This window comes from Castellaniella sp. (assembly GCF_034674885.1).
In the GTDB taxonomy this organism is placed as follows: Bacteria; Pseudomonadota; Gammaproteobacteria; order Burkholderiales; family Burkholderiaceae_B; genus Castellaniella.
On record NZ_JAUCDS010000001.1, the window covers coordinates 257,221 to 275,167 of the forward strand.

Here is a 17,947-nt window from a genome sequence, read left to right on the forward strand (position 1 = left end):
AAGTATCAGGAAAGATGCGGTAAGCGCGACGAACGCGCCCGGCGGGCCTCGTCCTCGTCCAGGGCACGCACGGTCGCGTGCACGAATTCCAGGTGCTGCCAGACCGTCGCCCGCGCGGCTTGGGCATCGCCGCGCAAAATGGCGTCCATCACGGCCCGATGCTGCTGGGACAGTTGCTCGTGCGTATGCTGCACCGTATACATGCGCTGGCGGTTCTCGGTCACGGTCGCCCGCAGCAGTTCGAACAGACCGTGCATCATCTGCAGCAGCACGGCATTGTGGGACGCCTCGGCGATGGCCAGGTGAAACTGGGCATCCGCACGGGCCGACAGTTCAGGGTCTTCATTACCCTGAAACCGCTGCAGATCGTCGAAGCGCGCCTGGATGCGCGCCCGGTCTTCCGGCGTCGCCCGCAGGGCCGCATGCCAGGCGGTCCCGCCTTCCAGCGCGTGGCGGGCCTCCAGCACATCGTAGCGATATTCAAGGTCATCGGACACCAGATCGCCCAGTGTCCGCACCAGCGCTCGGCGCGGCCCCTCGGCGTCGTCGGCCGGCGCCTGCACATAGGTGCCCCCGCCCTGGCGGCTGCGCAGCAGCCCCTGGCTGGACAACTGGTGAATGGCCTCTCGCACGGATGGCCGCGATGCGCCCAGTTCCAGCGCCAGCTGACGTTCGGCCGGCAGGCGGTCGCCCGGCTGCAGGCCCCGGTCGGCAATCAGGGTCTGCAGTTGTTCGACGAGGCGATCCGAAAGGCGCATGGCGGGGTGTCTATACAGAGGGAATCATCCAGGGCAGGACATACGCCTGCACCGTGGTCATGATCCCGACGATAGCAGCAAACATCAGGCTGTACTTGACTGTGAAACGCAGCAGGTCGGATTCCTTGCCCACCAGGCCCACGGCGGCGCAGGCGATCGCGATGGACTGCGGGGAAATCATCTTGCCCGTCACCCCGCCCGTGGAATTGGCCGCCACCAGCAGGACTTCCGGCACGCCGATCTGCTGGGCGGTGGTCGCCTGCAGTGCGGCGAACAAGGCGTTCGACGATGTGTCCGACCCAGTCAGGAACACGCCCAGCCAGCCCAGCAGCGGCGAGAAGAAGGTAAAGGCATGGCCGGAATAGGACAGCGCCAGCGCCAGCGTGACCGACAGGCCGGAATAGTTGGCAATGAAGGCGAAAGCCAGCACCATGCCGATCGTGTAGATCGGGATCGCCAGTTCCTTCAGGGTTTCGCCGAACACGCAGGCTGCTGCCGACAGCTTCATGCGGGCCGCCAGCACCGTGATCAGGGCCGCCAGCACAATGGCCGTCCCCGTGGCCGAGAACCAGTCGAACTTGTACACCGCGCCATAGGTGGAAGCCTGCGCGACGATGGGCGGCATCTTCTGCACCAGACCGTCCAGGCCCGGCACCGGAAGGCTGGCGATCCAGCCCTGCAGCGGCCCTCCGGCGGCGAACAGGTGCTTGAACGGCGGAATCGACCAGATCGTCACCATGACGGTCAGCACGATGAATGGCGACCAGGCGCGCAACACCTCGCCTGTGGTGAACTTGCGCCCCGTGGGACGCGCTTCCGGCGCATCGGGCGACAGGTGCTCCGTGCCTTCGCCTTCCGTCGCGAAGCGGAAGATCGAGGCAGGCCGCCAGACTTTCAGGAATGCGGACAAGGCCACCAGGGACACCAGGGCCGAGGTGATGTCGGGCAGTTCCGGGCCGATGAAATTCGACGTCAGGTACTGTGTGATGGCGAAGCTGCCGCCCGCCACGATCACGGCAGGCCAGGTTTCCCGGATGCCGCGCCAGCCGTCCATGATGGCCATGATGACGAACAGTACGATGATGGTCAGGAACGGCAGCTGACGACCCGCCATTTCACCGATGGCGAACGCGGGAATGCTGGTGACCTGCCCAGCCACGATGATGGGAATCCCCAGGGCGCCAAACGCCACCGGAGCCGTGTTCGCCACCAGGCACAGGCCGGCGGCATACAGCGGGCGGAATCCCAGGCCGACCAGCAAGGCCGCCGTGATCGCCACGGGGGCGCCGAAACCGGCGGCGCCCTCCAGGAAGGACCCGAAGGCAAAGCCCACCAGCAGCATCTGCAGACGCTGGTCGGCCGTCAAGGTCAGCACCGATTCCCGGATGGTATCGAACTGCCCCGTCTTCACCGCGACCTTGTACAGGAACACGGCGCCGATGATGATCCACGCGATGGGCCACAGGCCATAGAAGAATCCGTACACGGCCGCCGCCAGCGCATGGCCCAAGGGCATGCCGTAGAAGAACAGCGCCACTGCCAGCGCGGCCAGCACCGTCAGCGTGCCCGCCAGCCAGCCCTTCAGGCGCAGCACGGTCAGGGACAGGAAGAACAGCAGGATGGGAAGACAGGCGATCAGGGCCGAGAGCCAGATATGGCCGGCGGGATCGTAATTTTGTTGCCAGATGGCGGACATCTTGGTGAGGTCTCTCAGGTAGGAGCAGCAGTCGGCGGTTTCTCTACAGCGCCGATATTGGCCTGACCACTTTAGATCATGGAATATTGCTGGCAGAATTATAAGGATGTACCGTTTTTCGGGTCAACCGCCATAACCCTCTGACTTAAAATCAGATAACTGGCTTTACAAGGCAATATCCGCTGTATTTTCAAGATCTTGTCCATAGAAAAGGTCTGGCCATTTTTCTACATATTGGGGTAAACGATAGATATGAATACCTCGTGAATTCATCTTTGGTATTACCAATTTATCGGCGTTTTCCCTGCTCGACAGCGCGGCCGCCCGCGCTGTAGAATCTCTGCATGACCTTTCACGCGACCTTGCACCCATCGACTTGGTGGCGCCTCTCTTAGAGGCGGCATCCTCATGCGTGTTTTTTCGCAATTTGCCGCCGTTCTGGCTGGCAAATCTTTATTCCCTATCTGTCTCCAGCGCGGCGGTTTCTGACCAAGGAAATGCTTGATCATGAAGCTCCTGATGCTCGACAACTACGATTCCTTCACCTACAACCTGGTGCAATACTTCGGCGAACTGGGCGTCCAGGTCGAAGTCGCGCGCAACGACCAGATCGACCTGGCCGGCGTGGAATCCCTGAACCCTGACCGCATCTGTGTCTCGCCCGGCCCCTGCACGCCGGCCGAGGCCGGCATTTCCATCGACCTGATCCGCCATTTCGCGGGGCGGGTGCCCATCCTGGGTGTCTGCCTGGGCCACCAGGCCATCGGTGCCGCCTACGGCGGGCGCATCGTACGTGCCCAGGAACTCATGCACGGCAAGATCTCGCCCATCACACATGCCGGAACCGATCTGTTCACCGGCCTGCCGTCGCCGTTCGACGTCACCCGCTACCATTCCCTGGCCATCGAACGATCCACCCTGCCGGATTGCCTGTCCGTCACGGCGGAAACGGCGGATGGGGAAATCATGGGGGTCGCGCACAAGACCCTGCCCGTCTACGGGGTGCAATTCCACCCGGAATCCATCCTCAGCGAACACGGCCACGCCCTGCTGCGCAATTTCCTGAACCTCTGAAACCAGATCCCCCCCAAGGAACCCGTCATGCCACCGATCACACCCAACGAAGCCCTGGTTCGCTGCATCGAACACCGCGAAATCTTCCACGACGAAATGCTGGAACTCATGCGCATGCTGATGCGCGGGGAAATGTCGCCGCAACTGGCCAGCGCCCTGCTGCTGGGCCTGCGCGTCAAAAAAGAAACCGTGGGGGAAATCACCGCTGCCGCCCAGGTGATGCGCGAATTCGCCCTGGGCGTCACGACCCCCTACCCGCAGGACCTGCTGGACATGTGCGGCACGGGCGGCGACGGCTCGCACACCTTCAATATTTCCACCGCCTCCATGTTCGTGGCCGCCGCAGGCGGGGTCAAGATCGCCAAGCACGGCAACCGCAGCGCCTCGTCCTCGTCGGGCAGCGCGGACGTGCTGGAGGCCCTGGGGGTATGCATCACGGCCACACCCGAACAGGTGGCCGAATCGATCGACGCGACCGGCATCGGATTCATGTTCGCCCCGGCCCACCACGGTGCCATGAAGAACGTCGCCGCCGTGCGCCGCGAACTGGGGGTGCGCACCATCTTCAACATCCTGGGCCCGCTGACCAATCCGGCCGGCGCCGAAAACCAGCTGATGGGCGTCTTCCACCCCGACCTGGTGGGCATCCAGGTACGCGTGCTGCAACGCCTGGGCTCGCGCCACGTGCTGATCGTCCACGGCAAGGACGGCATGGACGAGGCCTCCCTGGGCGCCGCCACCCTGATCGGCGAACTGAAGGACGGCCACGTGCGCGAATACGAAATCCATCCGGAAGACTTCGGCATGGCCATGGTCTCCAACCGCAGCATCAAGGTCGCCAACCGCGACGAATCCGCGCAACTGGTTCGCGCCGCTCTGAACAACACCGCCGGCACGGCCCGCGACATCGTCATCCTGAATGCCGGCCTGGCCCTGTACGCGGGCAATCAGGCCGACTCCATCCCGCACGGCATCACCCGGGCGACGGAACTCATCGCCTCGGGCGCCGCCCGCGACAAACTGGAACAGTTCCGCCAGTACACGCAAAGGTTTGCATCATGAGCGACATCCTCAAACAGATCCTGGACACCAAGCGCATCGAGGTCGCCACGGCGCGGCAGATGCGCAGCGAAGCCGAACTGCTGCGCGAAGCCCGCAGCCGCAAGGACATCCGTGGCTTCGCCCGCGCCATCGAAGACAAGATCGCCCAAGGCAAGCCCGCCGTGATCTCGGAAATCAAGAAGGCCTCGCCATCCAAGGGCGTGATCCGCGCAGACTTCCACCCCAGCGACATCGCCACCAGCTACGCCTGCCACGGCGCGGCCTGCCTGTCGGTCCTGACCGACGTGCAGTATTTCCAGGGCGGCTACGATCACCTGCGCCAGGCGCGCGCAGCCTGCAGCCTGCCGGTCCTGCGCAAGGACTTCCTGATCGATCCCTACCAGGTCATCCATGCCCGTGCGCTGGGCGCCGACTGTGTGCTGCTGATTGCCGCCGCCCTGGAACCCGCGCAGATGCGCGAACTGGAAGCCGTCGCCATCGACCTGGGCATGGACGTGCTGGTGGAAATCCACGACCGCAGCGAACTGGACGCCGCGTTGTCGCTGCAGACGCCCCTGCTGGGCATCAACAACCGCAACCTGCGCACCTTCGACACCCGCCTGGACACCACCCTGTCCATGCTCAAAGACCTGCCCGAAGGCAAGCGCGTCGTCACTGAAAGCGGCATTCTGCAACCCGCCGATGTGGACCTGATGCGCGAACACGGGGTGCAGGCGTTTCTCGTGGGCGAGGCGTTCATGCGGGCCGAAGACCCGGGCGTCGCCTTGCACGATCTGTTCTTCGAACGCGCCTAGACCCCCATCCCCTCATGACTTCGACCGACGCACGCCTTCACGCCACCTGCCCGCTGTGCGGCCCGGCCCCTGCCCTGCTCTGGGAAGACGCGCATCTGCGCGTCATCCGCGTGGACAACACCCCGTTTCCCGGCTACATCCGCGTCATCTGGCGCCGCCACGTCGCCGAGATGACCGATCTTTCCGGGGTCGAGCGCGATCACCTGATGCAGGTCGTCTACCGGGTGGAGACCCTGCAACGCAGGATACTGCAACCCGACAAGATCAACCTGGCCAGCCTGGGCAACCAGGTGCCGCACCTGCACTGGCATCTGATCCCCCGCTGGCGCGCGGACCCCTGCTTTCCGGACGCCATCTGGGCGCCCGGTCGCGACGATCCGGCCACGCAATCCGCCTGGCAGCGCTGGGCCCAGGACCTGGCCGCCCGACTCCCGGCCCTGTACGACGCCATCGCTACTGCGCTCCAGAACACCTGACATGACCACACCCCAAGCAACACCCCAGGCCGACGCCCACCCGGCCACCCTGGCCCGATCCCTGAAAAACCGCCACATCCAGATGATCGCACTGGGAGGCGCCATCGGCACCGGCCTGTTCTATGGCTCGGCCGCCTCCATCCAGCTGGTCGGCCCGGGGATCATCCTGTCATACCTGATCGGCGGGCTGATGATCTACCTGATCATGCGCATGCTGGGCGAGATGTCCACGCAGGAACCGGTCTCCGGCGCCTTCAGCCATTTCGCCTACCGCTACTGGGGCGGCTTTGCGGGATTCCTGTCCGGCTGGAACTACTGGCTGCTCTACGTGCTGGTCAGCATGGCTGAACTGTCGGTGGTGGGCATCTACGTCAGCTACTGGTTGCCGGATTTCCCCGCCTGGGCCAGCGCCCTGGTCGTGTTGCTGAGCATCACCGCCCTGAACCTGCTGAACGTGCGCCTGTACGGGGAAAGCGAGTTCTGGCTGGCTTTCATCAAGATCGCGGCCATCATCGGCATGATCGTCCTGGGGCTGCTGCTGATCTTCCTGGGCTCGGACCAGAAGGCCAGCGGCCTGAGCAACCTGTGGGCGCACGGCGGATTCCTGCCCAACGGCATCCACGGCCTGCTGTTGTCGCTGGTCGTGGTGATGTTCTCCTTTGGCGGCACCGAACTGATCGGCATCACCGCCGGCGAGGCCGACGACCCGCGCCGCAGCATCCCGAAGGCCATCAACCAGGTGCTGTGGCGCATCCTGCTGTTCTACGTGGGAGCCCTGGCGGTGCTGGTGATCCTGTACCCCTGGAACCAGATCGGCACCCAGGGCAGCCCGTTCGTGCTGATTTTTTCAAACCTGGGCATCCCGGCCGCGCCCGACATCCTGAACCTGGTGGTGCTGACCGCCGCGATTTCGGTCTACAACAGCGGCATGTACAGCAACGGCCGCATGCTCTACAGCCTGGCGCAGCAAGGCAATGCGCCGCGCATCTTCCTGCGCCTGAGCGCCCGGCAGGTGCCCTGGGTGGGCGTCCTGTTTTCATCGGCCTGCACACTGGCGATCGTGGTGATCAATTTCCTGGTACCCGAGGGCGCCTTCATGCGGATCATGGCGGTAGCCACCGCCGCAGCTGCCACGACCTGGATGATGATCGTGCTGGTACACCTGCGGTTCCGGCGGGCGCACACGGTATCCGAGCTGCATTTCCTGGCGCCCGGTTTTCCCTGGGTCAACTATCTGTGCGCGGCGTTCCTGGTGGGGCTGGTTGCACTGATGACGCAGCTGGACGATACCCGGCCGGCGGTCTACGTGCTGCCGGTCTGGTTGGGGGTGCTGTACGCAGGTTATCAGTTTCGCAAGCGCGCGATTTCCACTCCCTGAGCGTGGCGGGTATATGCTGTAGAGGACAGTCCGGTTCCTCAAAGGCGCACCATGCTCGACATACTGGTCATCGGCGGCGGCAACGCTGCCCTATGCGCAGCCCTGACAGCCCGCGAAGCGGGCGCCCAGGTCCTTGTCCTGGAATCTTCTCCCCGCGCCTGGCGTGGCGGCAACTCATCGCACACCCGCAACCTGCGCTGCATGCACGATGCGCCCCAGGACGTGCTGCTGGGCGCCTATCCGGAAGAGGAATTCTGGCAGGACCTGCTGAAGGTCACCGGAGGGCGAACCGACGAGGCTCTGGCCCGGATCACCATCCGGGCCTCTGCCAGCTGCCGCGACTGGATGCGACGCCACGGCGTGCGATTCCAGCCGGCCCTGTCGGGGACCCTGCACGTCGCCCGCACCAACGCCTTCTTCATGGGCGGCGGCAAGGCCTTGATCAATGCCTACTACCGCAGCGCAGAATCCCTGGGGGTCCAGATCCGGTACGACGCAACCGTCAATCGCCTGGAACTCGATGGAGGACACTTCCGCGCCGCCTGGGTGGGTGACGAGCGCATCGCGGCGCGGGCCTGCGTCGTCGCATCGGGAGGCTTCGAATCCAATCGGGACTGGTTGCGCGACGCCTGGGGCATGAACGAAGCCGGCGAGTGGCCCGCCGAGAATTTTCTGATCCGGGGCACGCGCTACAACCGCGGCGCCCTGCTGCGGAACTTGCTGGATCAGGGAGCCGATCCGGTCGGTGATCCGACGCAGTTCCACTGCGTGGCGATCGACGCACGCGCGCCGCTGTACGACGGAGGCATCTGCACCCGGATCGATTGCGTGTCCCTGGGGATCGTCGTCAACCGCCAGGCACAGCGCTTCTACGACGAAGGCGAGGACTTCTGGCCCAAGCGCTATGCGATCTGGGGGCGTCTGGTGGCCCAGCAACCTGGACAGATCGCCTACTCGATCACCGACGCACAGGCAGTAGGGCGCTACATGCCGCCCGTCTTCAAGGGTGTCCAGGCCGATACGATCGATGAACTCGCCCGCCGTCTCGATCTGGACACCCCGGCCCTGGCGCGGACGGTGTCCGACTACAACGCTGCCTGCCAAACCGGGCATTTCGACCACGAGATCCTGGACGACTGCCATACCGACGACCTGTCGCCCCCCAAGAGCCACTGGGCGCGGCCCCTGGACACGCCCCCGTACTACGCGTACGCGCTGCGCCCGGGGGTCACGTTCACCTACCTGGGCGTGCGCATCGACGAGCACGCCGCAGTGCATTTCGACGGCCAGCCCAGCGACAACCTGTTCGCCGCCGGCGAAATCATGGCGGGCAACATCCTGGGCCAGGGTTATACCGCAGGCGTGGGCATGAGCATCGGGACCGCCTTTGGCCGCATCGCAGGCGCGCGAGCCGCCATCGCGGCAACGGGATCTCCAGTTCCCGTTCCTGCCGAACCGCAAGCCCACCCACTGCCGGTTTCAAGGAATCCCCATGCAAACGCTTGAAACACTGACCCAGGACGCGGTTTCCTCCTGGATGCTGTCGCCCGAAGAAGCCGAGGTCGAGCGCGTCATGAACATCTGCAACGCCTGTCGCTATTGCGAGGGGTTCTGCGCGGTATTCCCGGCCATGACGCGCCTGCTGGAATTCAACAAGGCCGACATCCATTACCTGGCCAACATCTGCCACAACTGCGGGGCCTGCCTGCATTCCTGTCAATATGCCGCGCCGCATGAATTCGCCGTCAACGTGCCGCGCGCCATGGCGGCGGTACGGCCGCAGACCTACGCCGAATTCGCCTGGCCACGCGCGCTGGGACGGCTGTACCGGCACGCCGGCGCGACCCTGGCGCTTGCCACCGCTGGCGGCCTGGCGCTGTTTCTGATCCTGGTCCTGTTCATCGAACACGGAAGCCTGCTGCACGCCCCGCTGGCCGGAAATTTCTACGCGATCTTTCCCCACGACACTCTGGTGCTGATGTTCGGGTCGGTCTTCTTGTATGCCCTGCTCTCGCTGGGCCTGGGCGTCACGGCGTTCTGGCGCATGGTGTCGCCCAAGGCCACATCCCGCAACGCGCTGGCTGCAGCGGGCGTGGACGCTTCCGGCAAGATCCTGACCCTGAAATACCTGGACGGCGGCCACGGCGAAGGCTGCACCGACGAAGATGACCGCTACACACTCAGGCGCCGTGCGTTCCACCACGCCACGTTCTATGGCTTTATCTGCTGTTTCATTGCGACATCCATTGCCACCGTCTACCACTACTTCCTGAATGATCCAGCCCCTTATCCACTGCTCAGCGCCCCCGTGCTGTTCGGCACTGTGGGCGGCATCGGCCTGATCGTCGGGCCGGCAGGCTTGCTGCACCTGAATCTGCGGCGTCATCCCGAGCACGCGGTCGTGGCGCAACAGCCCATGGATCGCGGGTTCATCGCCCTGCTCATGCTGGTGAGCGCAACGGGGCTGGCGTTGCTGGTCCTGCGCAACACCGAGGTCATGGGACTGTGCCTGGCCCTGCACCTGGGGGCGGTCATGGCCTTTTTTCTGACCATGCCCTACGGAAAATTCGCCCATGGGGTGTTCCGCGCAGCCGCGTTGCTGAAGCACTCTCTGGACACACAATACGCCGGCCACATTGCGGCCGATCGAATACAAGACGTAAACTGAACCTGGCTTCGGGGCATATAAGCGTATCGCGCGCAAATAAGATTCCTGGAGGCGGCCCTTCTTTCCAGCGCCGCCATTGGTTTCACATTCTGTCGAGGAATGACATGAACAACCAACTCCGTAAGCTACTGACGCTTGCCAGCGTCAGCACATTCTGCCTGCTGGGCATGACGACCGCCCAGGCCGCCGACAGCGATCTCACCGTCCGGATCGCGTGGTACATGCCGCCGCACACCGCCACCGCCGACCAAGGCCAGGCCTTCGCCGACGCCATCACCAAACTGAGCCAAGGCAAGATCAAAGTCGAAACCTACCCCTCCGGATCCCTGCTGAAGGAATCGAACATCGCGCAGGGTCTCAGCAACAACACGGTCAACGCCGCCATCTTCGGCATGCACTGGTGGTCAAAATACGAACCGGCGCTGGAATGGGACACGGTGCCCTTCCTGGCGGATGATGCCGGCCAGCTTCTGAAAACCCTGCATGGCGGCCTTGGCAAGGACGTGAATGCCTTGCTGAACAAACACAACGTCGAAGTCATTGGCTGGGGCTTCTACGGCTATGCGGAAAGCTACGTCAACAGCAAGCACACCATCAAGACGCCCGCCGATCTGAAAGGGCTGAAGATGCGCTCCGAGGGCAAGCTCTCGGCCAAGTTCCTGGCGGCCCAAGGGGCTACGCCAGTGGCCGTGGATTCCAGCGAGGTCTACACCTCGCTGCAGAGCGGCAGCCTGGATGGCGCAGTGTCCGGCCTATCCAGCATCATCTCGCGCAAATGGTACGAAGTCGGCCACTACATCACGGCCATCCACTACGTGCCGCTGGTGTATCCCATCCAGGTCAATGCGAAATGGTGGGACGGCCTGACGCAGGCCCAGCGAGACATCATCAGCAAGGCCGCCGTCAGCACGGAATCACAAGCCGTTGCCGATATCGAAAAAGAGTTCAATGGCGACATCGCCCTGGCCAAGAAGAACGGCAACGAGATCTACCGACCCACAGAGGTGGAACTGCAGCACTGGAAAGATACCGCCGGCGCCCAGGCCCGCAAGGACTATATCGCTGAAGTCGGCGCCCCGGGCCAGAAAATCCTGGCTGACGTGGACGCGGCGCTCAAGCACTAGGCGATCCCCATGGCTGACCCCATCACTTCGGCAGCCAGCGCACATCGCCGTCTGGCAACAGTGCAGCGATGTGCGGCACACCTGGGACAGGTGGTGGGCTATGCCTCGGCGCTGTTCATGGTGCTCATGTCCTTATCGATCATCCTGGGCATCGTCATGCGCACCGTACGCATCGACAACTCCTGGACCTACGACGTCGATCTGTTCGCGCTGATCTGGCTGGCCTTCATCGGCGCCTCTTTCACCGCGCTGCGTCGGGAGCACGTCACCTCGGGCATCGCCCTGGAAAACATGTATCCCCGCGCGGCGACGCTGCTGATGGCACTGCGTTTCGCCATCATCGCGATCTTCCTGGCGGTGTTCACCATTTCCGGGTTCGAGCAGTTCCTCTCCAGCGTGCAGACCCACGAAACCACGCTGGACATCATGAGCTGGCCGGTCTGGATCCCGCATCTGGCGCTGCCGGTCGGCACGATACTCTGGTTGATCTTCGAGACCCATCACTTTCTGGCTGCACTGACCACAAGGCGGGCCTGACATGGCATTTTCCATCACGCTGGCATCGCTGGCCTGCCTTTTGCTGCTGGGCGTGCCGATCGCCGTCTCGCTACTGATCAGCGGCACCGTGGGCTACATGCTGACCATCGGCCTGGCGCCGGGCATGACGGCCCTGGCACAAATTGCCTACTCCGACCTCAATTCCTTTGTCATCATCGCGATCCCGCTGTACATCCTGATGGGCCAGATCATGCTCAAAGGCGAGTCGGGCCGCGACCTGTTCGACTTTGCGCAACGCGTGGTGGGACGCCTGCCCGGAGGCCTGGCCGTGGCGGCGACCGTGGCAAGCGCCATATTTGCCGCGATTTCGGGCTCATCGACCGCCACTGCAGCCACCATCGGATCCATCAGCGTTCCCGAAATGTGCGATCGGGGCTACGACAAACGCATGGCGGCCGGCGTCGTCGCGGTGGCAGGAACGCTGGGCATCCTGATCCCACCCAGCATTTCATTCATTCTGTACTCCCTGGTCACGAACGCCTCGGTGGGCAAACTGTTCATGGCGGGCATCCTGCCCGGCATCATGCTGGCGGTCCTGTTCTGCCTGTACTCCATTTACTGGGCCTGGCGCCGGGGGCACAACACCACAGCCGCGCAACCCATCTCCCGGGAATCCGTGCCCTTCACATGGGGCATGCTCGGCAGCCTGCTGATGATTCCACTGATCCTGGGCGGCATCTACACCGGTTGGTTCACACCGACCGAGGCGGCCGGCGTAGGGGTGATCTACGCCTTTTCCCTGACCGCCTTCTTCAAGCGCACACTGACCTGGCAGCGCCTGATCGATGCGCTGCGCGACAGCGCGGTGACCAGCTGCATGATCCTGATGCTGATCGCCGGCGCGGCCGTGTTTGGCAACACGCTCTCGCTGCTGCGCGTCCCGCAGGACTTTGCCATGTGGCTCGAAGGCCTCCAGTTGTCTTCCTGGCAATTCATGATCGCCGTCAACCTGCTGTACCTGGTGCTCGGCATGTTCATGGACGCATCGGCCGCCATCCTGGTCACGGTGCCCATTCTCCTGCCTGGCCTGGAGGCCTTGCACATCGACCTGATCTGGTTCGGCGTGATCCTCGTCATCAACATGGAGATCGGCGCCGTCACCCCGCCCGTCGGCATGAACCTGTTCGTCGTCAAGGGACTGCGCCCCGACTATACGATTCGCGACGTCCTCATCGGATCTTTGCCCTACGCCGCGCTCGGCCTGGTCGGCCTGGCGCTGGTGGTCATCTTCCCGCAGATCGCCCTGCTGATCCCCAACCTGGGGGCCACCGGATAGCCCCCTTGTCGCGGCGCATCCCGGCCAGATGAAGGGCCGCCGGACCAAAACGCAAAGAAGGCGCCCCGAGGAGCGCCTTCTGTCATCGCTGCCGACCGAAATCGATCAGTGCGATGACCGTTTCTGGCTGAATTTCCGAGCAGCGGCTGCCTGAGCGGCCAGCATGGCCAGTTCGGCTTCCACCACGGCCAGGTCGGCCTTGTCCTTCGTGTTGCGCAGGGCTTCCTCGGCGCGCTCGCGCGCCTTGACGGCCTTGGCCTCGTCCAGATCCGCAGCGCGGATGGCCGTGTCCGACAGCACCGTCACGGAATGCGGCTGGACTTCCAGGATGCCGCCGGCCACGAAGATGTTTTCTTCTGTGCCGTCGTCACGCTTGATCTTCAGCGTACCCGGGCGGATGCGTGAAATCAGGGGAGTATGCCCCGGCAGGATGCCGAGGTCGCCCGACTCGCCGGGCAGGGCGACGAACGTCGCCTCGCCCGAATAGATCGAGGCCTCCGCACTGACCACTTCGATGTGAAGAGTCGCCATGTGCAATCCTTATTGGAGGGTTTTGGCCTTTTCAAAGGCCTCGTCGATGCCGCCCACCATGTAGAAGGCCTGTTCCGGCAGCGCATCGCACTCGCCGTCGACAATCATCTTGAAACCACGCAGGGTTTCGGCCAGCGGCACGTACTTGCCGGGCGAACCGGTGAAGACTTCGGCCACGTGGAAGGGCTGCGACAGGAAGCGCTGGATCTTCCGGGCGCGGGCCACGGCCTGCTTGTCTTCGGGAGACAGTTCGTCCATACCCAGAATGGCGATGATGTCGCGCAGTTCCTTGTAGCGCTGCAGCGTCTGCTGCACGCCACGGGCGATGTTGTAGTGTTCCTCGCCCACGATCTGCGGGTCCAGCTGGCGGCTGGTGGAATCCAGCGGATCCACGGCCGGGTAGATCCCCAGCGCGGCGATGTCACGCGACAGCACGACGGTGGAGTCCAGGTGCAGGAAGGTGGTGGCGGGCGACGGGTCGGTCAAGTCGTCAGCCGGCACGTACACGGCCTGGATGGACGTGATGGAGCCAGTCTTGGTGGACGTGATCCGTTCCTGGAGTTTGCCCATTTCCTCGGCCAGCGTCGGCTGATAGCCCACGGCCGACGGCATCCGGCCCAGCAAGGCGGACACTTCGGTACCGGCCAGCGTGTAGCGGTAGATGTTGTCCACGAAGAACAGCACGTCGCGGCCTTCATCGCGGAAGGACTCGGCCATCGTCAGGCCGGACAGGGCCACGCGCAGGCGGTTCCCCGGGGGCTCGTTCATCTGACCGAACACCATGGCGACCTTGGACTCGGCCAGGTTGTCGAGCTTGATGACGCCGGCATCCGACATTTCATGATAGAAGTCGTTGCCTTCACGGGTACGTTCACCCACGCCGGCGAACACCGACAGGCCGCTGTGGGCCTTGGCGATGTTGTTGATCAGTTCCAGCATGTTCACGGTCTTGCCCACGCCGGCGCCGCCGAACAGGCCGACCTTGCCGCCTTTGGCGAACGGGCAGACCAGGTCGATGACCTTGATGCCGGTTTCCAGCAGTTCCACGGAAGGCGACAGTTCGTCGAACTTCGGGGCGTGCTGGTGAATGGCGCGCTTTTCGGTGGACTGGATATCACCACGCTCGTCGATGGGACGGCCCAACACGTCCATGATGCGGCCCAGGGTGCCCTGGCCGACCGGCACCGAGATCGGGGCGCCCGTACCGGCCACGGACATGCCGCGGCGCAGACCGTCGGACGAACCCATGGCAATGGTGCGCACCACGCCGTCGCCCAGCTGCTGCTGGACTTCGAACGTCAGGCCCTTTTCCGCGAATGCGGAGGACTCGTCGGTCAAGGTGAGCGCGTCGTAGATGTTGGGGATGCTGTCGCGGGGGAACTGAATGTCCACCACTGCGCCGATGCACTGAACGATGGTACCGTTGCTCATGTTTAGTCCTATAAGTATCTCTGGGTTGCCGGTGCTTGCGTCGATCAGACCGCGGCGGCGCCGCCCACGATTTCCGAAATTTCCTTGGTGATGGCCGCCTGACGGGTCTTGTTGTAGACCAGCTGGAGGTCGCCGATGACTTTCTTGGCGTTGTCGGACGCAGCCTTCATGGCAACCATCCGCGCGGATTGCTCGCTGGCCATGTTTTCCGCCACGGCCTGATACACCAGGCCTTCCACATAGCGCATCAGCAGATCGTCGATGACCGTCTGGGAATCCGGTTCGTACAGATAATCCCAACCGTACTGCGTCTCCAGCGTATCGTCTTCCTGGCTGCCGGCCTGGAACGGATCGTCCAGCCCCGAAGGCAGCGGCAGCAGGCGGATGAAGCTGGGGTCCTGCTTCATGGTGTTGACGAAGCGGCTGGTCGCCAGATAGACCGCGTCCACCTTGCCGTCGATGAAATCATCGAGCTGGACCTTGATGGCGCCGATCAGGCGTTCCAGGTTGGGCGCGTCGCCCAGCTGGACTTCCGAGGACACGACGTTGACGCGCACGCGATTGAGCAGACCCAGGCCCTTGGAGCCCAGCGCCGTCGCCTGCACGCGGATGCCCTGCTGTTCGAATTCCTTGATCCGCGCCAATGCCAGGCGCGAGATGTTGGTATTCAGACCGCCGCACAGGCCCTTGTCAGTCGTGATCAGCACGATGCCAACGGCCGACAGCTTCGGGCGTTCCACCATGTACGGATGGGTGTAGTCCGGGTTCGCCTGCATCAGGTGCGCGGCAATCGCACGGACCTTGGTGGCGTAGGGACGGCCAGCCCGCATGCGATCCTGCGCCTTGCGCATTTTCGACGCGGCGACCATTTCCATCGCCTTGGTGATCTTGCTCGTGTTTTGCACGCTCTTGATCTTGGTTCGAATTTCCTTGATTCCGGCCATTCCACTATTCCCTTGGGCTGACCGGGGCGCCTGCAGTCAGGCGCCCCGGATGCAACTTAAAACGTGCCGTGCTTCTTGAATTCCTGGATCGCGGCGCTCAGAGCGGCGTCGTCTTCCTTGGACAATTCCTTCACGTCTTCGATGCGTTGGATCAGGGCTTCGTGCTTGGACTTCAGGAAGTCCTTCAAGGCCTTTTCAAACGACAGCACCTGACCGACTTCCATGTCGTCCAGATGACCGTTGTTGACGGAATACAGAGCGACGGCCAGTTCCCAGACCTGCTGCGGCTGGTACTGGGGCTGCTTCAGCAGTTCGACCACGCGCTTGCCGCGTTCCAGCTGGCGACGGGTGGCGTCATCCAGGTCGGAGGCGAACTGCGCGAAAGCGGCCAGTTCACGATACTGAGCCAGGTCGGTACGAATGCCGCCGGACAGCTTTTTCACGACCTTGGTCTGGGCGGAACCACCGACGCGCGACACCGAGATACCCGCGTTGATGGCGGGCCGGATACCGGCATTGAACAGGTCGGTTTCCAGGAAGATCTGGCCGTCGGTGATGGAAATCACGTTCGTCGGCACGAAGGCGGACACGTCGCCAGCCTGGGTTTCAATGATCGGCAGCGCGGTCAGGGAACCGGTCTTGCCCTTCACGGCGCCCTTGGTGAACTGTTCGACGTAGTGCTCGTTGACACGGGCCGCGCGTTCCAGCAGGCGGGAGTGCAGGTAGAACACGTCGCCCGGATAGGCTTCGCGCCCGGGCGGGCGGCGCAGCAGCAGCGAGACCTGGCGATAGGCCCAGGCCTGCTTGGTCAGGTCGTCATAGACGATCAGGGCGTCTTCGCCGCGATCGCGGAAGTATTCGCCCATGGTGCAGCCCGAATAGGCAGCCAGGTACTGCATGGCGGCGGATTCGGAAGCGGCAGCGGCCACGACGATGGTGTATTCCATCGCGCCGTGCTCTTCGAGCTTGCGCACCACGTTGTTGATCGTGGAGGCCTTCTGGCCGATGGCGACATACACGCAGGTGACGCCCTTGCCCTTCTGGTTGATGATGGTGTCCACGGCCACGGCGGTCTTGCCGGTCTGGCGGTCGCCGATGATCAGCTCGCGCTGGCCGCGGCCGACGGGCACCATGGAGTCGATGGCCTTCTGGCCGGTCTGCAGCGGCTGCGACACGGACTGACGCGCGATCACGCCCGGCGCGACCTTTTCGATCACGTCGGTTTCCTTGGCATTGATCGGACCCTTGCCGTCAATGGGATTGCCCAGGGCGTCGACGACGCGGCCCTTCAGTTCCGGGCCGACCGGCACGGCGAGAATCTTGCCGGTGGTCTTGACGGAGTCGCCTTCGGACACGCCAATGTAATCACCCAGCACCACGGCGCCGACGGAGTCGCGCTCGAGGTTCAGGGCCAGGCCGAAGCGGTTGTTGGGGAATTCGAGCATTTCGCCCTGCATCACGTCGGACAGGCCGTGGATGCGGGTGATACCGTCGGTCACGGACACCACCGTGCCCTGCGTGCGGACATCGGTGGACGCGCCCAGGCCTTCGATGCGGCTCTTCAGCAGTTCGCTGATCTCGGACGGGTTAAGTTGCATGGTAAGACTCCTGGAATCCTGTTGTGTGGCCCGCCGTCATGCGGCCAGCGTATCGCGCAGATTGGCCAGACGGGCCTGCACGGAAGTGTCGAGCACATGGTCGCCCACGGCGACACGCACCCCGCCGATCAGTTCCGGATCAACCGTCACCTGCGACTTGAGTTTGAGGCCGAACTTGCGCTCCAGACCCTGCAGCAGGCCGGCGACCTGGGCGTCATCCAGCGGAAATGCACTGGTGATCTGGGCCAGGGCAGTGCCTTCGACCCGGTTGCGCAACAGCTCGAATTGTTCCGCCACCTGCGGCAGAACCTGGACCCGGTTGTTTTCCACCACCAGCGCCACCAGATTGGCTGCCTGTGCGGGCAGTTCCTGGGGCACCAGAGCGGTCAGCAACTGGATGCGTTGCGCGTTGTTCAGACGCGGATCGCCCATGGCTTCCAGCACGTCGTGCATGCTCGAGACCTGGGCCAGCAGCGACAGCACACCGGACCATGATTCAAGGCCGCGCGCATCGTTGCGCACTGCTTCGAACAGAGCCTCGGCGTAGGGTCGCGCGATGGTAGATAGTTCAGCCATGAC

The 17,947-nt window shown here is 63.7% G+C and carries 17 protein-coding genes; 10 read left to right on the top strand and 7 right to left on the bottom strand.

All coding sequences use genetic code 11. The annotated features are described in order from the left end of the window. Window positions 1-5: 5 nt before the first annotated feature. Both lldR and lldP read right to left on the bottom strand, forming a co-directional pair. Window positions 6-758: a transcriptional regulator LldR gene (gene lldR / locus VDP74_RS01260; RefSeq protein WP_322997786.1), complete on the bottom strand. Its 753-nt coding sequence runs from the start codon at window positions 756-758 to the stop codon at window positions 6-8. A 10-nt stretch (window positions 759-768) separates the two neighbouring features. Continuing rightward, window positions 769-2,454 (bottom strand): L-lactate permease, encoded by a 1,686-nt coding sequence (gene lldP / locus VDP74_RS01265; protein ID WP_322997787.1) that lies wholly within the window; start codon window positions 2,452-2,454, stop codon window positions 769-771. 507 nt (window positions 2,455-2,961) lie between these two features. Between lldP and VDP74_RS01270 the strand changes: the two genes are divergently transcribed. From VDP74_RS01270 to VDP74_RS01315, 10 genes are all read left to right on the top strand, one after another. Further along, window positions 2,962-3,528 carry an aminodeoxychorismate/anthranilate synthase component II gene (locus tag VDP74_RS01270; protein ID WP_322997788.1) on the top strand — a complete coding sequence of 189 codons (567 nt, stop codon included), beginning with the start codon at window positions 2,962-2,964 and terminating at the stop codon, window positions 3,526-3,528. Window positions 3,529-3,555: 27 nt separating this feature from the next. After that, window positions 3,556-4,590, top strand: coding sequence for an anthranilate phosphoribosyltransferase (gene trpD / locus VDP74_RS01275; RefSeq protein ID WP_322997789.1), 1,035 nt, complete (start codon window positions 3,556-3,558; stop codon window positions 4,588-4,590). Continuing rightward, entirely contained in the window at window positions 4,587-5,384 is a 798-nt protein-coding gene (trpC, locus tag VDP74_RS01280; protein WP_322997790.1) for an indole-3-glycerol phosphate synthase TrpC, read from the top strand. Before trpD ends, trpC begins: the two co-directional genes overlap by 4 nt. Window positions 5,385-5,398: 14 nt before the next feature. Next, window positions 5,399-5,860 carry an HIT family protein gene (locus VDP74_RS01285; RefSeq protein ID WP_322997791.1) on the top strand — a complete coding sequence of 154 codons (462 nt, stop codon included), beginning with the start codon at window positions 5,399-5,401 and terminating at the stop codon, window positions 5,858-5,860. A 1-nt stretch (window position 5,861) separates the two neighbouring features. Continuing rightward, window positions 5,862-7,238 (top strand): amino acid permease, encoded by a 1,377-nt coding sequence (locus tag VDP74_RS01290; protein ID WP_322997792.1) that lies wholly within the window; start codon window positions 5,862-5,864, stop codon window positions 7,236-7,238. A gap of 51 nt (window positions 7,239-7,289) precedes the next feature. Next, a complete protein-coding gene (gene tcuA / locus VDP74_RS01295; RefSeq protein ID WP_322997793.1) occupies window positions 7,290-8,744 on the top strand; it encodes an FAD-dependent tricarballylate dehydrogenase TcuA in 1,455 nt (484 codons plus the stop codon). Beyond that, a complete protein-coding gene (tcuB, locus tag VDP74_RS01300; protein ID WP_322997794.1) occupies window positions 8,731-9,906 on the top strand; it encodes a tricarballylate utilization 4Fe-4S protein TcuB in 1,176 nt (391 codons plus the stop codon). The genes tcuA and tcuB overlap by 14 nt, the downstream gene beginning before the upstream one ends. A gap of 104 nt (window positions 9,907-10,010) precedes the next feature. Next, window positions 10,011-11,030, top strand: a complete 1,020-nt coding sequence (locus tag VDP74_RS01305; RefSeq protein WP_322997795.1) for a TRAP transporter substrate-binding protein — start codon at window positions 10,011-10,013, stop codon at window positions 11,028-11,030. Between the two features lie 9 nt (window positions 11,031-11,039). Beyond that, the gene (locus VDP74_RS01310; protein ID WP_322997796.1) at window positions 11,040-11,567 is read left to right on the top strand and encodes a TRAP transporter small permease; all 528 of its coding nucleotides are present in this window, start codon (window positions 11,040-11,042) and stop codon (window positions 11,565-11,567) included. A gap of 1 nt (window position 11,568) precedes the next feature. Next, on the top strand, window positions 11,569-12,864 hold the full coding sequence (locus tag VDP74_RS01315) for a TRAP transporter large permease subunit (protein WP_322997797.1): 1,296 nt from the start codon (window positions 11,569-11,571) through the stop codon (window positions 12,862-12,864). A gap of 105 nt (window positions 12,865-12,969) precedes the next feature. Here VDP74_RS01315 and VDP74_RS01320 read toward each other — a convergent pair whose 3' ends face one another. Genes VDP74_RS01320 through VDP74_RS01340 form a run of 5 tightly spaced genes read right to left on the bottom strand, consistent with a single transcriptional unit; the run spans window position 12,970 to window position 17,944 of the window. Next, complete coding sequence (locus tag VDP74_RS01320; RefSeq protein WP_322997798.1) at window positions 12,970-13,395, bottom strand: F0F1 ATP synthase subunit epsilon; 426 nt, start codon at window positions 13,393-13,395, stop codon at window positions 12,970-12,972. Window positions 13,396-13,404: 9 nt separating this feature from the next. Then, complete coding sequence (gene atpD, locus VDP74_RS01325) at window positions 13,405-14,826, bottom strand: F0F1 ATP synthase subunit beta (RefSeq protein WP_322997799.1); 1,422 nt, start codon at window positions 14,824-14,826, stop codon at window positions 13,405-13,407. 44 nt (window positions 14,827-14,870) lie between these two features. Next, window positions 14,871-15,770 (bottom strand): F0F1 ATP synthase subunit gamma, encoded by a 900-nt coding sequence (gene atpG, locus VDP74_RS01330; RefSeq protein ID WP_322997800.1) that lies wholly within the window; start codon window positions 15,768-15,770, stop codon window positions 14,871-14,873. Window positions 15,771-15,826: 56 nt separating this feature from the next. Then, window positions 15,827-17,368, bottom strand: coding sequence for a F0F1 ATP synthase subunit alpha (gene atpA / locus VDP74_RS01335; RefSeq protein WP_322997801.1), 1,542 nt, complete (start codon window positions 17,366-17,368; stop codon window positions 15,827-15,829). A 36-nt stretch (window positions 17,369-17,404) separates the two neighbouring features. Next, a complete protein-coding gene (locus VDP74_RS01340; protein WP_322997802.1) occupies window positions 17,405-17,944 on the bottom strand; it encodes a F0F1 ATP synthase subunit delta in 540 nt (179 codons plus the stop codon). Window positions 17,945-17,947 lie beyond the last annotated feature (3 nt).

Coding starts and splice junctions, on each gene's coding strand:
- VDP74_RS01285 (WP_322997791.1), top strand. CDS start 5,399: ATGACTTCGACCGACGCACGCCTTCACGCCACCTGCCCGCTGTGCGGC.
- lldR (WP_322997786.1), bottom strand. CDS start 758: ATGCGCCTTTCGGATCGCCTCGTCGAACAACTGCAGACCCTGATTGCC.
- VDP74_RS01270 (WP_322997788.1), top strand. CDS start 2,962: ATGAAGCTCCTGATGCTCGACAACTACGATTCCTTCACCTACAACCTG.
- VDP74_RS01290 (WP_322997792.1), top strand. CDS start 5,862: ATGACCACACCCCAAGCAACACCCCAGGCCGACGCCCACCCGGCCACC.
- trpC (WP_322997790.1), top strand. CDS start 4,587: ATGAGCGACATCCTCAAACAGATCCTGGACACCAAGCGCATCGAGGTC.
- tcuA (WP_322997793.1), top strand. CDS start 7,290: ATGCTCGACATACTGGTCATCGGCGGCGGCAACGCTGCCCTATGCGCA.
- VDP74_RS01320 (WP_322997798.1), bottom strand. CDS start 13,395: ATGGCGACTCTTCACATCGAAGTGGTCAGTGCGGAGGCCTCGATCTAT.
- lldP (WP_322997787.1), bottom strand. CDS start 2,454: ATGTCCGCCATCTGGCAACAAAATTACGATCCCGCCGGCCATATCTGG.
- atpG (WP_322997800.1), bottom strand. CDS start 15,770: ATGGCCGGAATCAAGGAAATTCGAACCAAGATCAAGAGCGTGCAAAAC.
- atpD (WP_322997799.1), bottom strand. CDS start 14,826: ATGAGCAACGGTACCATCGTTCAGTGCATCGGCGCAGTGGTGGACATT.
- VDP74_RS01315 (WP_322997797.1), top strand. CDS start 11,569: ATGGCATTTTCCATCACGCTGGCATCGCTGGCCTGCCTTTTGCTGCTG.
- trpD (WP_322997789.1), top strand. CDS start 3,556: ATGCCACCGATCACACCCAACGAAGCCCTGGTTCGCTGCATCGAACAC.
- VDP74_RS01305 (WP_322997795.1), top strand. CDS start 10,011: ATGAACAACCAACTCCGTAAGCTACTGACGCTTGCCAGCGTCAGCACA.
- VDP74_RS01310 (WP_322997796.1), top strand. CDS start 11,040: ATGGCTGACCCCATCACTTCGGCAGCCAGCGCACATCGCCGTCTGGCA.
- tcuB (WP_322997794.1), top strand. CDS start 8,731: ATGCAAACGCTTGAAACACTGACCCAGGACGCGGTTTCCTCCTGGATG.
- VDP74_RS01340 (WP_322997802.1), bottom strand. CDS start 17,944: ATGGCTGAACTATCTACCATCGCGCGACCCTACGCCGAGGCTCTGTTC.
- atpA (WP_322997801.1), bottom strand. CDS start 17,368: ATGCAACTTAACCCGTCCGAGATCAGCGAACTGCTGAAGAGCCGCATC.